This is a genomic window from Chitinophaga oryzae (assembly GCF_012516375.2).
Classification (GTDB): Bacteria; Bacteroidota; Bacteroidia; order Chitinophagales; family Chitinophagaceae; genus Chitinophaga; species Chitinophaga oryzae.
In genome coordinates this window covers 7758004-7772500 of the sequence record NZ_CP051204.2, presented here as the reverse complement: position 1 = coordinate 7772500, position 14497 = coordinate 7758004, and the positions used below count along the sequence as shown (strand labels likewise).

The 14497-nt window shown below is 47.4% G+C and carries 9 protein-coding genes and 2 rRNA genes (1 of these 11 cut by a window edge); 7 read left to right on the top strand and 4 right to left on the bottom strand.

The window, feature by feature from the left end; translation table 11 throughout:
- Both HF324_RS30775 and rrf read left to right on the top strand, forming a co-directional pair.
- Positions 1-2602, top strand: a 23S ribosomal RNA gene (locus tag HF324_RS30775); it begins 281 nt to the left of the window's first position.
- 123 nt (positions 2603-2725) lie between these two features.
- A 5S ribosomal RNA gene (gene rrf, locus HF324_RS30770) occupies positions 2726-2837 on the top strand.
- A 160-nt stretch (positions 2838-2997) separates the two neighbouring features.
- On the opposite strand, the gene HF324_RS30765 is transcribed toward rrf, so the two are convergent.
- The 3 genes from HF324_RS30765 to HF324_RS30755 form a co-directional block, all read right to left on the bottom strand.
- Positions 2998-3807: a hypothetical protein gene (locus tag HF324_RS30765; protein ID WP_168807383.1), complete on the bottom strand. Its 810-nt coding sequence runs from the start codon at positions 3805-3807 to the stop codon at positions 2998-3000.
- Positions 3808-3846: 39 nt separating this feature from the next.
- Complete coding sequence (locus HF324_RS30760) at positions 3847-4878, bottom strand: LacI family DNA-binding transcriptional regulator (protein WP_168807381.1); 1032 nt, start codon at positions 4876-4878, stop codon at positions 3847-3849.
- Positions 4879-5023: 145 nt separating this feature from the next.
- The gene (locus HF324_RS30755; protein ID WP_258539333.1) at positions 5024-7576 is read right to left on the bottom strand and encodes a zinc-dependent metalloprotease; all 2553 of its coding nucleotides are present in this window, start codon (positions 7574-7576) and stop codon (positions 5024-5026) included.
- A gap of 758 nt (positions 7577-8334) precedes the next feature.
- Between HF324_RS30755 and HF324_RS30750 the strand changes: the two genes are divergently transcribed.
- From HF324_RS30750 to mnmE, 5 genes are all read left to right on the top strand, one after another.
- Positions 8335-9189 carry a MotA/TolQ/ExbB proton channel family protein gene (locus HF324_RS30750; RefSeq protein WP_168807379.1) on the top strand — a complete coding sequence of 285 codons (855 nt, stop codon included), beginning with the start codon at positions 8335-8337 and terminating at the stop codon, positions 9187-9189.
- A gap of 58 nt (positions 9190-9247) precedes the next feature.
- Positions 9248-9913: an ExbD/TolR family protein gene (locus HF324_RS30745; protein WP_168807378.1), complete on the top strand. Its 666-nt coding sequence runs from the start codon at positions 9248-9250 to the stop codon at positions 9911-9913.
- 66 nt (positions 9914-9979) lie between these two features.
- Positions 9980-10567: an ExbD/TolR family protein gene (locus HF324_RS30740; protein WP_168807377.1), complete on the top strand. Its 588-nt coding sequence runs from the start codon at positions 9980-9982 to the stop codon at positions 10565-10567.
- Positions 10568-10619: 52 nt separating this feature from the next.
- The gene (locus tag HF324_RS30735) at positions 10620-11456 is read left to right on the top strand and encodes an energy transducer TonB (RefSeq protein ID WP_168807376.1); all 837 of its coding nucleotides are present in this window, start codon (positions 10620-10622) and stop codon (positions 11454-11456) included.
- 101 nt (positions 11457-11557) lie between these two features.
- Complete coding sequence (gene mnmE, locus HF324_RS30730; RefSeq protein ID WP_168807375.1) at positions 11558-12937, top strand: tRNA uridine-5-carboxymethylaminomethyl(34) synthesis GTPase MnmE; 1380 nt, start codon at positions 11558-11560, stop codon at positions 12935-12937.
- A gap of 74 nt (positions 12938-13011) precedes the next feature.
- Here mnmE and HF324_RS30725 read toward each other — a convergent pair whose 3' ends face one another.
- A complete protein-coding gene (locus HF324_RS30725) occupies positions 13012-13575 on the bottom strand; it encodes a DUF4468 domain-containing protein (RefSeq protein WP_168807374.1) in 564 nt (187 codons plus the stop codon).
- Between the last annotated feature and the right edge of the window lie 922 nt (positions 13576-14497).

Genomic DNA, 14497 nt, shown 5'->3' with positions numbered 1-14497 from the left:
GGGTTGTAGGACTGCTTTTAGAAAGTCAGATCAAGCTGAATCATCTGGAAAGATGAGCCGTAGCAGGTGATAGCCCTGTAGGCGCAAATTCTGGCGGACGTGCAGTATCCTGAGTAGCGCGGGACCAGAGGAATCCTGTGTGAAACTGTCAGTACCATCTGATAAGGCTAAATACTCCTTAGATACCGATAGTGAACCAGTACCGTAAGGGAAAGGTGAAAAGTACTCCGAACAGGAGAGTGAAATAGTTCCTGAAACCGTGCGCTTACAAGCGGTCGGAGCCAGTAATGGTGACGGCGTGCCTTTTGCATAATGAGCCTACGAGTTACTCCTCACTGGCAAGGTTAAGGTCTTCAGTACCGGAGCCGCAGCGAAAGCGAGTTCTAACAGAGCGCTTAGTCAGTGGGGGTAGACGCGAAACTTTGTGATCTATCCATGGGCAGGATGAAGGTTAGGTAAAACTAACTGGAGGTCCGAACTCATTAGCGTTGAAAAGCTATGGGATGACCTGTGGATAGGGGTGAAAGGCCAATCAAACTGAGAGATAGCTCGTTCTCCCCGAAATGTTTTTAGGAACAGCCTTGGATATAGACGTGTTATAGAGGTAGAGCTACTAATTGGGCTAGGGGGCTTCACCGCCTACCAAACCCTAATAAACTCCGAATGCTATAACATAATCTCCAGGAGTGAGGCTGTGGGCGCTAAGGTCCATGGCCGAGAGGGAAATAACCCAGACTAACAGCTAAGGTCCCTAATCGTATGTTAAGTTGAACAAACGCGGTTCAAATCCTAAAACAGCCAGGATGTTGGCTTGGAAGCAGCCATTCATTTAAAGAGTGCGTAACAGCTCACTGGTCGAGGGTTTGGGCACGGAAAATAATCGGGCATCAAACATACAACCGAAGCTTTAGGCCTCATACTTAGGTATGAGACGGTAGGGGAGCATTCTAAACTGCATCGAAGGTGTGTCGCGAGGCATGCTGGAGCGTTTAGAAAAGAAAATGTAGGCATAAGTAACGATAAATAAGATGAAAAATCTTATCGCCGTAAGACTAAGGGTTCCTGATCAACGCTAATCGGATCAGGGTTAGTCGGGTCCTTAGGCAAAGCCGAGAGGCGTAGCTGATGGCAAACTGGTGAATATTCCAGTACCTGTTATAAATTCGATGGAGTAACGGAGTAGTGAAAGGACTGCGCACTTACGGAATAGTGCGTTAAAGGGTGTAGGTATACTGACTGTAGGTAAATCCGCAGATGGTGCTGAACCTGATAGTACAGCAAAGCTTCGGCAGCGCTGATAATGTCCCTAATCAGACTTCCAAGAAAAACTTCTAAGGTTCGTTTATGACAGCCCGTACCGTAAACCGACACAGGTAGTCGAGATGAGTATTCTCAGGCGCTCGAGTGATCCGTGGTAAAGGAACTAGGCAAATTGACGCTGTAACTTCGGGATAAAGCGTACCACAGCAATGTGGTCTCAGTAAAATGGTACAACCAACTGTTTAACAAAAACACAGGGCCCTGCAAAATCGAAAGATGACGTATAGAGCCTGATACCTGCCCGGTGCTGGAAGGTTAAGGAAGGATGTTCGGAGCAATCCAAAGCTTCTGACTGAAGCCCCAGTAAACGGCGGCCGTAACTATAACGGTCCTAAGGTAGCGAAATTCCTTGTCGGGTAAGTTCCGACCTGCACGAATGGTCTAATGAGTTGTACACTGTCTCTACCACGAGCTCGGTGAAATTGTAGTATCGGTGAAGATGCCGGTTAATCGCAACGGGACGGAAAGACCCCGTGAACCTTCACTACAACTTAACATTGATTTTGAATGCCAGATGTGTAGGATAGTTGGGAGACTGTGAAGCAGCTTCGCCAGGAGTTGTGGAGTCATCGTTGAAATACCAACCTTCTGTTATTTAGAGTCTAATCCCTGCAAGGGGAGACATTGTTTGGTGGGTAGTTTGACTGGGGTGGTCGCCTCCTAAAAGGTAACGGAGGCTCGCAAAGGTACCCTCAGTACGGTTGGTAATCGTACGCAGAGCGCATTAGTATAAGGGTGCTTGACTGTGAGGCAAACAAGCCGAGCAGGTGCGAAAGCAGGCTAAAGTGATCCGGTGGTTCTGTATGGAAGGGCCATCGCTCAAAGGATAAAAGGTACTCCGGGGATAACAGGCTGATCTCACCCAAGAGCTCATATCGACGGTGAGGTTTGGCACCTCGATGTCGGTTCGTCACATCCTGGGGCTGGAGAAGGTCCCAAGGGTTCGGCTGTTCGCCGATTAAAGTGGCACGTGAACTGGGTTCAGAACGTCGCAAGACAGTTCGGTCCCTATCTGTTGTGATCGTTAGTAAATTGAGGAGACATGACCTTAGTACGAGAGGACCGGGTCGTACGTACCGCTGGTGTATCTGTTGTGCCGCCAGGTGCAGTGCAGAGTAGCTATGTACGGACAGGATAAACGCTGAAAGCATCTAAGCGTGAAACCTGCTTCAAGATGAGTTTACTTTTAAGGGCCGTCGCAGACTACGACGTTGATAGGTTACAGGTGTAAAGGTGGTAACATCACAGCCGAGTAATACTAATTGCCCGTAAGCTTTAATTTTATTTATTACTGCAAAGTTCGTATACAACTTTCCCGATATGTTATCTTATTGCGTGCTGCAAGGATAAGGTGATTCACTCACCTGCTTTCTTACGACGGGAGACCGTCAACAGCCAAAGATCTTATGGTGGTTATGCCAAGGGTGTTCACCTCTTCCCATTCCGAACAGAGAAGTTAAGCCCCTTATGGCCGATGGTACTGCACTATCATGCGGGAGAGTAGGTAGCTGCCATATTTATTAGGAAAAGCCCTGATGTTCATACATCAGGGCTTTTTTGTTTTATATCTTCCCGTACCCTGTGTATGCAACACCCCAAAAAAATACCCACCGGAAAGCTGCTTTCCCGGTGGGCATCTATCTACTGAAGTAAAAATCAAAAGGTGATCTTCACTGCTTATTTCTTTCTGAAATCATCATACCAATGGGCGATATTCACAGATACGCCCATAGAGAATACCACCGGCTGGAAATAATTGTTCATCCGGTCGTACTGGGTATTTCCTTCCGTCAGTGGTACGGCAATTAATAACTGCGACTGGAATTTTACATACTTGTAGCCAGCTCTCACCGTAAAGGTAGGCTCGTAGAATATCGTGGATTTGTCAGCAATGCGAACAAAATCACTTTTGGCGGTGGCATCGTTCTCAAATGCGCGCGGCCCCATATAGGTGTCGTAAAAATTCACGCAGGAAAAGCGGCTGCTGAAAGCTGCTTCCACAACAGGATGCACGAAGCCGATACTGGGCTGGATAAATATTTTGGAAAACCTGTTCCGCAACCGGAAGTCTTCCTTGTTAACGCCTTCCTCTCCGGCGCCGGAAGCAAGGGTCCTGAAGCTGCCTGCTCCTCCGCCTGCATACACATCAAAGACCATTCTTTTCTTCGGGTCCAGCGGTTTGAAAAAGCCAATGGCGCCTTCTCCCATGCCTCCGCGAAGATCTCCGTTAATGAAGATATCATCAGAGGGATAGTTCTCCACTCCCTGGTTTACCTGGTACACATAGTGCCCGTTGGCCATGATGGCAATGTTGTTGGTCAGCGCGAAAGCAGCCTGCAGGTTGTAGGGCGTAACGGCGGCTTTAAATTCGTTTTTCTCCTTCAGGAGTGGTACGTTGGCTGCATTGGGCGCATAGATGTGTTTGCTGCACGAGCTGAAACCCATAGCTGCAGACAGGCATAGGACAGCGAGATAACGACGTTTCATAAAGTTGCAGGATATTGTTTAGTAATGATCGGTTGCATGTCAGTTGCTAACCCTGGTTGATTCACGCTGGATCAGTTCCACCGGAAAAACAAAGTTTTTGGTGACTTTGCTGTTTTCTTCATGGTTGATCAGCTTCACGATGGTTTCCACGGCCTTTTGTCCCATGTTATAGCCCGATTGTTCGATCGTAGTGAGCGAAGGGGAGATAATGCGGGAAGAGAGGTCATTGGAGTAACCTACCACCTTTATTTGCTCAGGAATGGCAATGTTCCGTTTATTGGCTTCCTGGATGAACGCCACCGCCGAGCTATCGTTGGCGGTGAATAATCCGTCGGGCAGGTCTCCTTTGTCAAACAGCTCCCGGGCGGCCTGACCGGCAGCGTCCATGGTGAGGTTATGGATATAGACCAGTTGTTCATCGTAAGGAATATTGTATTTGGCCAGTGCCTCTTTGTATCCTGAAAGCCTTTGCTGGTAAAGGTTACAGGTCAGCTGGCCGGAGAAATGCGCGATCTTTTTACAGCCCTGTCTGATCAGGTGTTCCGTAGCGAGAAAGCCGCCTTTAAAATCATCCCCTGTGATGCTGTAGCCTGGAAAATCTACCGGCACGCGATCGTAGAACACGAGGGGGATGTTGTTTTTTATAAAAGGACTGAAATGGTCGAAGTTGGTGGTGAACATGGAGGCCACTGCCAGCAGGCCATCTACCCGGAGGGAGTAAAAGGTATGCGCCAGTTCTTTCTCCATGGCTACGGTTTCATCGGATTGGCCGATGACGATGCTGAAGCCGTATTTATGTGCTTCGTGCTGGATACCGCTGATAGCGGTGCTCTGGAAGTACATGGAAGTACGGGGAACGATCAGCCCTATGATGTTGGAACGTTTTTTACGCAGGCTGGAGGCTATCCAGTTGGGCACATAACCCATGTCCATTGCAGTAGCCTGTATTTTCTCGCGGGTTTCCTCGTTGATCAGCGGATTGTTCTGCAATGCGCGGGACACCGTGGAGGCGGATAAATTCAGCTTTTGAGCAATGTCGTATATCGTTATTTTATTGGTACGTTCTTTCACTTTTGAGGCTGTATTTACATTAAAGGTAAAGCTATATTAAGCAATTTCCGCAACAATATAAACAACTGCTCCGGGATGGGTAACATGAAAAATCCCCTTCCGGATAACGGAAGGGGATGAGATAATTTTCGTATATTCTTTCCCGTTATTTAGGGTCCATCGCTTTCGAAATGCGTGCGATAAGGTCCTGGTAGTGACTGCGGGTAGCGGCATCACCGGAACCGGCAGCGGCGCGGAGATCATTTCTGAGTGCGGAGAGTTGTGCACGGGCGATACCGGCGGCGTCAGAGCGGGAAGCGTCGGGAGCGCCGAAACCGGCCATCGGACTTGGCGAAGGCGGTGCCAGCATACCGGCCAGGTTGTCCACATAGCCGCGCTGCAGGTTACGACGGTAAGCGTCTACCGGCTGGTGCGCATATACTTCGGTGAAGATGGCCTTTTTCAGGTCATTGAGCATTTCCACCGGCTGGTAGGCAGCGGCGCCGAGGGCGGCTTCAGCAGCGCTCAGTTTATTGAGCGTGTTAACAGACAGCAGTCTGCCCAGTGCCGGCATTTGTGTGGACATCACCAGTGCGGTACCGTCTCCGCCGATGCGGCTGAGCAGGTCCTGGTTTACCAGCCATTTGGGGGTGGTAAACAGCTGCTGGGAGAGGAACTGGATGGCTTCTTTCTGGGTGGCTTTCGGAACGTATTCATATACAGCGCCTTCCTGTTCTACTGTTTTCGGTGTCTCGTAGATACCGCCCACATTTTTGGTAACATGGCCCATATAGCGGCCAAACTGCGATACTACTTCCTTGTACAGTTCAGCGAGGTTGCCGTAGCCTTCGTTGCTGACGCGGGTCCAGGCGAGGAGGTTGGGCATGATGCGCTGGAGGTTTTTGATGCCGTAGGCGCTGGCTTTCATGGCGTTGTCGCCGAGGTCTTCGTTCTGGGAGCGGGGATCGTTAGGATTGGACTCGGTACCGAACCAATACTTTTTATCCTTCAGTTTTTCCACCGTCATTTTATTGAGGATGGGTGTTTCCGCTTCCGGTGTTTTAGCATCGGGCAGCAGCTGGTAGCCCCATTGGATGGCCCATTTATCGTAGTAGTTGATACGGGGGTAGAGATCGGCGCCTGAGATACCGTCGCCTGGCTGCGCCACGTAGTTGAAGCGGGCGTAGTCCATGATAGAGGCGGCGTGGCCGTTCTTTTTCACCCATTCTTTATCGCGCAGTTTCTCCACAGGATAAGCAGAGCTGGAGCCGAAGTTGTGGCGGAGGCCCAGCGTGTGGCCTACTTCATGGGAGGAAACGAAGCGGATGAGATCGCCCATGAGTTCGTCGCTGAACTGCATTTTGCGGGCGCGTTCATCGTTGGGAGAAGCCTGTACAAAGTACCAGTTACGCAGCAGTCGCATCACGTTGTGGTACCAGTTGATATGGCTTTCCAGTATTTCGCCGGAGCGGGGATCGTGTACGTGGGGGCCGCTGGCGTTGGGCACTTCAGACGGTTTGTATACGATAGCGGAGAAGCGGGCGTCTTCGATAGACCAGGTAGAATCTTCCGCTTTTGTGGGCGCCATTTTGGCGATAATGGCATTTTTGAAGCCGGCTTCTTCGAAGGCCGACTGCCAGTCATTGACACCCATGATAAGATATTTACGCCATTTGGCTGGGGTAGCCGGATCAATATAGAACACGATAGGTTTCTGTGGTTCCACGAGTTCCCCGCGTTTATATTTTTCCATGTCTTCCGGTTTGGGTTCGAGGCGCCAGCGGGTGATCATCTGGAGTCTTTTCACGCCTTGCGGGTCTGCGTCGAAGTCGGTGACCCCGGTCGTAAAGAAGCCTACGCGGGGATCGAAATAGCGTGGTTTCATGGGAACGGCGGGGAGGAGCACCATGGAGCTGTTGAGTTCAACGGTAGCGAATCCTCCGGGAGCTGGCGGTGCGCCGGGAGCAGAAGGGCCGCCCATGCGGGAATAGGTTTTAACGGTTTTGATTTCGGTGTTCATCGGGTAGGACCTTACATCGGAGATGTAGGATTTATCCGGTTGGGCGCCACCGAGTTTCAGCATATTTTTAACGGAGCCGTCGAAGAAGAGCACGTCGTTATCGCCGGAGATGTAATCGGTAAGGTCGATGACATTGCCGCGGCCTGATTTGGAGAATGCTTTAATATCGAAGGCGGCTACTATTGGCTGGAGGTTGGAGTTCATGACCGCGGTAAACATCGGCTGGGTGGAGTCTTTCGACACTTCCGAGTAGGAGATGTTTTTGAGGAAGATGCGGTTATTGGGTCCTTTTTCGAAGCGGATGACGTTTTCGCCGATGATGTCACCGGAGAAGCCCATCATCTGGGCGCGCAGGCCGGCGGCAGATTTGGAGATCCTGTTGACCACGAGGATGTCTCTGCCGAGGAGGGAGTCAGCTATTTCGAAGAAGTAGCGGTCATCCTGTTTGTATATGTTGAACAGGCCGGAGTCTGCGGCGGCTTTGTCAGTGATCACGTCTGCGAAAGGTTTCACAGCGGGTTTGGGGCCCGGTTTGATCATGGGAGGTTTGGCGGTGGTGTCTTTAGCGGGTGTTGCGGAAGCTGGCGGTGTGGCGTTTTTCTTTTTCCGCTGGGCGGCGGCGGGTAGGGAAACGGCAGTGGCAAGGCAGGCGATTCCGGCCGCTGCGAGCATCCGTTTCAGGTGGCGTGGTGTGTGCATTTGATTGATTGGTTTTTGTGTAACGTTCGATTTTTTTAAAATGGGATTGCAATTACGTACATAAAGTATTAACTTATGAGGAAAATCCATAAGCGTATGAAAGGGCGTAGGAATGGAAAAAAGGAGGGTTGAAGGCGGCAATGGAAGTTCGCACAGTAGTTGTCACACCAACTTTTTTATGTAATCATTTATTGTTATAGTATATAATATTTTCATATAGGGGTTTATGGGGAGAATAAAAGATATCCCGCTACAGTGTTGAATTTGATGGGAGAGAATGGAAAAAAGTGTGCAGACTGGCAAGCTAAAACCAATTAGCTATGCCTCAAAGTGTTGACTGGCGCGGGAATAAATATGTTCTCAGTTTTGTAAGATTTCTGTTGGAACATTTGAATTTTTTCTTAAATTGTGCGTCCAACTTTGAAAAAAATTAAACGCTTTCAAATCTTTGGGACAGTAACAGTTTAAGAGGACTGCAATATTATTGGTTATTTGCTAATGTAAGTGTTTGCTCAAAACAAAAAACAAGTGGTTGAAAAGCCCTATGGTAGGGCTTTTGTGGTGCAAGGTTAATTTTTGTGGGTTTTTTTGGGCTGCACTTGTTTTTTTGGGCCAACCTTATAACTTTGCGAATCGCTCATTAAAGAGTAAATTAAAGGGTAAATTGAGTGCTGGGGAAGCATTCCACAATGAGAAATTGTAAATCGTAACTTCTAACAAACAATAGTTTAATTTTTAACACTAAAATTTCAATCAACATGGCTGAGACTAAAACAACTGTGACTGCAGCTACAGCTAAGGCTTCTTCTCATCAACCTAAAAAGTCGTCCAACCTGTTCGCGGCGTTGGCTGTGCCTATCTGTTTAGTGATAGGATTTCTGTTTTTCTTCTTTGTATTAGGTAATCCAGCCAACTTCCAAGGTAATAATCCAGATGGGCACCCAATTGATTCTGGTATTGGTAAGTGGTTCGGTACTGTTTACAAAGGTGGATATGTGGTACCTATCCTGATCTCTGTATTGCTCGTTTGTCTGACTTTCGTAATTGAGCGTTTCCTGTATCTGTCAAAAGCTAAAGGTAAATTCAGCGGTTCTGAGCTGGTACGTAAAGTACAATATCACCTGGCCAACAAAAATGTTGACGCTGCTTTAGCTGAGTGCGACAAACAGAAAGGTTCTGTTGGTAACGTACTGAAAGCTGGTCTGAAAAAGTACAAAGAAATGGTTACCAATGCTGAGCTGGATACTGAGCAGAAGATCCTGACCATTAAAAACGAAGTTGAAGAAACTACTGCGCTGGAACTGCCGATGATGGAAAAGAACCTGGTGTTCCTGTCTACCATTGCTTCCGTAGCTACCCTGCTGGGTCTGTTCGGTACAGTATTGGGTATGATTAAAGCGTTCTCTGCGATGTCTTCCGGTGGTGCACCAGACTCTGCACAGCTGGCGTTAGGTATCTCCGAGGCGTTGATCAACACCGCTCTGGGTATCGGTACTTCCGCTATCGCGATCATCATGTATAACTACTTTACTACCAACATCGATGGCATCACTTATGCTATTGACGAGTCCGGCTTTACTTTGACACAGAGCTTTGCTGCAAACCACAAATAATTTTGTGGAATTTCAGCGGTTTTGAATCTATTTAAAGTAAACCATAAAAAAAGTAAAGATGCCTAAAGTTAAAATGCCCAGGAAAAGCACGGCTATTGACATGACAGCAATGTGTGATGTGGCTTTTCTGCTCTTAACTTTCTTTATGCTGGCGACGAAGTTCAAACCGGATGAACCGGTAACGGTAGTTACCCCGTCTTCTATCAACACAACCCTGTTACCTGATTCTGACGTGTTATTATTCACTGTAGATAAGGATGGCAGAGTGTTTTTCAGCATGGACGGCCAAGCTAAAAGAAAAAAAATGATCGAGGACCTGAACTCACAGTTCAAACTGGGTCTGGGTGAAAAAGAAATCAAAAGCTTTATCACCGGCGCCAGTGTTGGTACTCCGATCAAAGACCTGAAAAATTACCTGTCTGTTTCTGAAGACGAGCGTAAAAAACAGGGTCTTGATAAAGGAATCCCTACTGATTCCGCAAACAACGAGCTAAAAACCTGGATCGAGTATGGTATGGCTGCGCAGGAAGGTAACTTCAGCAAACTGAAGTACTGTATCAAAGCGGACAACGCCACTCCTTATCCGAAGATCAAGGAAATTCTGGATACTTTCAAAGAGAAGAAAATCCAGAAGCTCAACCTGGTAACGAACCTGAAAGCTGCCCCTCAAGGTACTGCCGCATGGCAGGAAGAGCAGGCTGCTGCTCACGGTAAGAAAGAGTAGTAAACGGTGGCACTGACTTCCTGGCCTGGAAGGCTGCTGATTTAAAAACGAAAAAAAAGAGCTACTATGGCAGAAATGGATACCAGCAGTAGTGGTGGTGGGAAGAAACACGGTGGAACGAAATCGAAAAAGCAGTCTACCCGCGTAGACATGACTCCGATGGTGGACCTGGGTTTTCTTCTGATTACCTTCTTCATGCTTACCACGACGATGAGCAAGCCCAAGACCATGGACTTGATCATGCCAAAAGATACCAAGGATGAGAAAGAGCAGAACAAAGTAAAAGAAAGTACTGCGCTGACCATCCTCCTGGGAAAAGACAACAGAGTATATTATTACGAAGGTTTGGCTCAGGACCCGAATGCATCTGCAAATCCTGATTTCTTCAAAGCGTCTTCCTTTGCCAACAAAGGCGGTATCCGCGATGAGATCATCAAGAAAAGGGATGAAGTGGCCAAACTGAGGAATGCAAAAGGTGAACCGGAAGATGTGGTAGTCATCATTAAAGCTGATGACGACGCAACCTACGCCAACTTTGTGGACATTCTGGACGAAATGGCGATCAACCGCATACAGCGTTATGCTACTGTTGACATCAGCGACCAGGACAAAACATGGATCAAGCAGACAGAAGCTGCTAACGGCGTTAAATAGCTTTTGTGGAATTAATCAAATTTTTGCATCCATATAAAAATTACAATTAACAATGGATTCAGCTAAAATCTTAAAGTCCGATTTTCTTGATATCCTGTTTGACGGCAGGAACAAGGACTATGGGGCTTATGATCTGAGGAGGCAGTATAACAAGCGGGTGCGGAATGCCATTCTGGGTACCGTGTCTTTGTTCGTCGTGTTCTTCCTGGCTTACATCATCACCAACTACGTAAAAGCTTCTGAAGGTGAAAACAACAAGAAGCCGGTGATCCAGGAGATCAAGATGGAAGACGTGAAACTCCCGGATGATCCGAAAACACCTCCTCCGCCTCCTCCTCCGCCGGCACCACCGCCGCCGGTTAAACCGTCAGTGCAGTTCACCCCTCCGGTGATCAAGAAAGATAACGAAGTACCACCGGAAGAAGAACCGCCAAAACAGGCAGACATTAAAGAAAAATCCATCAGCACCAAAACTGTGGAAGGTGACCCGAACGGTATCGATGCGGGCCTGCTGGAAGACAGTAAAGGTACTGGTGTGGTAGAAGCGCCTCCTGCTCCTGCAAAAGAAGAGATCTTCACTTTCGTAGAGCAGCCTCCTACCTTCCCTGGTGGTGAGGAAGCGCTGGCCAAATACCTGAGCAAAAACATCCGTTACCCACGCGTTGCGCAGGAAAACGGTATCTCCGGTACTGTATTCGTACAGTTCGTAGTTGACTCAGAAGGTAACATCAAAGATGTGAAAACAGTAGGCGCCGCAAAAGGCGGTGGTCTGGAAGAAGAAGCTGTCCGCGTGGTGAGAACCATGCCTAAATGGAAAGCTGGTAAGCAAAACGGCCGCCAGGTTTCTGTACAGTTCAACCTCCCGATCCGCTTTACACTGCAAGAGTAGTACTACTACATCATATTACATAAAAGCCCCGTTTCAAGCTGTTTGAAACGGGGCTTTTGATTTTTAGTACCTTTGCCTTTCGTAAAAAAAACTGAACCGGTATGCTGGGAAAACTAACAGGATTTGATGATACTATTGTTGCTGTCGCCACCGCGCCAGGCCTCGGCGCTATCGCCGTTATCAGGCTCAGCGGTAAAGAAGCATTTCCCATCTGCAACACCCTCTTCCCCGGTAAAGACCTGCTGCAGCAGGCTAGTCACACCCTCCACTTCGGCAGCCTCACACACCGCGGCAAAGTGATCGACGAAGTGGTGGTAAGCCTCTATAAAGGTCCCCGTTCCTATACCGGAGAAGATGTCATCGAAATTTCCTGCCACGGTTCCCCCTATATCCAGCAACAAATCATTGAAGCCACCATCGCCGAAGGCGCCCGCCTCGCCAAACCCGGCGAATTTACCCAACGGGCATTCCTGAATGGCAAACTGGACCTCACACAGGCCGAATCCGTGGCCGACCTCATTGCCAGCAACTCCGCCGCCTCCCACCAGACAGCCATGCAGCAAATGCGCGGCGGCTTCTCCAAAGAACTGCACACCCTCCGGGAACAACTCATCACCTTCTCCGCCCTCATAGAACTGGAGCTGGATTTCAGCCAGGAAGATGTGGAATTCGCCGACAGGACCCGCCTGTATGAACTGGTGACCAACGCCACCACCACCATCCGGCACCTTATCGACTCGTTCCGCATGGGCAACGTTATCAAAAATGGCGTTAACACCGCCATCGTAGGTAAACCCAATGCCGGCAAGTCCACCCTGCTCAACACCCTCCTCAATGAAAACAGGGCCATCGTCAGCGATATCGCCGGTACCACCCGCGATACTATCGAGGAAGTCCTCAATATAGACGGCATCCTCTTCCGCCTCATCGATACCGCCGGTATCCGCGACAGCGCCGATACCATCGAAACTATCGGCGTACAGAAAACCATGGAGAAAATCCGCGAAGCCGGCGTAGTCGTTTACCTCTTCGACGTAAACGAACTCTCCGCAGAAGATATCCGTCAGCAGGTGGCGTCCTTTGAGGCAGATAACATCAACTTCCTCCTCGTCGGCAATAAAACCGATGTCACCGGCGAAGCTGCCACCCGCGCCAAATTCGACGGCCTGCCCATCCTCTTTATCTCCGCCAAAAATCATGAACATATCCAGGACCTGAAAGACAAACTGGTGCAGAAAGTCATGACCGGCGATATCAACACTGAAGATACCATCATCACCAACACCCGCCATCATATAGCGCTGCAGGAAGTGCTGCAGTCACTGCTCGATGTGAAAAACGGTATGGACAACGGCCTGCCAGGCGACCTGCTGGCGCTGGACATACGACGCGCCCTGCATTATCTCGGAGAAATCACCGGGGAAGTGACGAATGAAGACAGGCTGGATTATATATTCAGTAAGTTTTGTATCGGAAAATAGAAATTTACACCATAACCTACAAACAAAAAAGCCCCCATCCGGAGGCTCTCTCACTATATAATTTGGTGTTTTTTTTACCAATTGTCATCGGACTTGCTATCGTTGATGCTCTTTGAGAATTCAGCGATATACTTATTGATGAATACATCTAACCCCTCCTCTAAACTCTTCCTGGCCACTTTGCCACTGCCCCCGTACAGCGCATTTTTTGACATAAAGTTGTTTCGGCCATTGAGCGGATATTCGATTCCACCAGGCGACTCAAAGTATTTGTAATTAGGCGTAAACCTTATTTTCCCATCCTTGAAGTCCAGGGTTATTTTATAATAAAAATCATAGTACGTTTTAGCAGCCAGATATGTGGTGTAGACAGCTTTCTGCTCCATGGCATCTATTACGATCTGCTCGCCTTCGATTTTCGTCGTAACTTTCTCAGGCTTATTATAATATGAATTCACATATTTTAGCGCCGATTTATAGAGATCGTTCCTGGATCTGCCTGCAAAATTCAACACGACATAGTTTTTGGACTCATCGCTGGCATCTACAAAATCCTTCGGTGTTATTTTCATTGATTGTGCATGCACAAATGCTGTAACGGTACAAAATAATAAAACGGCAAAAAACTTCTTACTCATTACTTCTGGTCCTTTTCTCAGTTTAAGATTAGCATTAATATATTGCTATATTAACAGATATTATGTCAAAATCGTTTATCGGGCATTTACATATTGCAAAAAAATCCAAATAAAATCCAGATAAATTTAAATGAATAAATTGAACAAATGAATGAGATACTTGGTTTCATTCAATGTTCAGAACGAAATTATGAAGAAAACGATATTGAGGAAGAAATGGAGATGGCACAAGATAGAAGATGAAACGGTTATAAAGAACCTATTTAACAAGTTACAAAAGTAGGGGTAATATTTCGCTAAGTATGACTAACTCGCTAAGCAAGCCATTTTCCTTTCCTTTAGTGCCATGGTAGTTCGTTGCACTTGCTCATAGTTATGCTTTCTTTGCCTTTGACGGCTGTCGCCCGCTATAATATATTAAAGCCCTGGAAAAGGAACGCCGGAGCGAAATAACTATTTTTCCGGTGCATCATTGCGTGACGGCAATAGTTAAAATTAATATAAGGCCATCCCGGTTACTGACAGTGCCTGATTAAATGATTCTATTTTGATTAAAATCAATTCTATATTGACCTCTTTCCAAAAAAGATGGCAGAAAATTACGCCACTTGAAAAACTTTATATAGGTTTGGAAAAGGAGAAAAGGAGCAATCGGAGCAAAGCAAAAAAGTGAATCACTTTTTTTTTAATTTTTTAGCTAAAACGTTTAACTAAAGAGCGTTTAACTATTTCGTCCAGCGCAAAGAAACCTACAACAATTTACATTCCTAACAATAATCTCAACTAAGATCAACAGGAATTTGAAAGATCGGACTGCCTTTAAGTAATCAACCAAATTATCAGTATTAATCAGTTTTTGTCAATCACTTGTTATTCCAGGTATATGAACGTTAAAATGTTTCTATCGTAAAGGAGCGTTGAT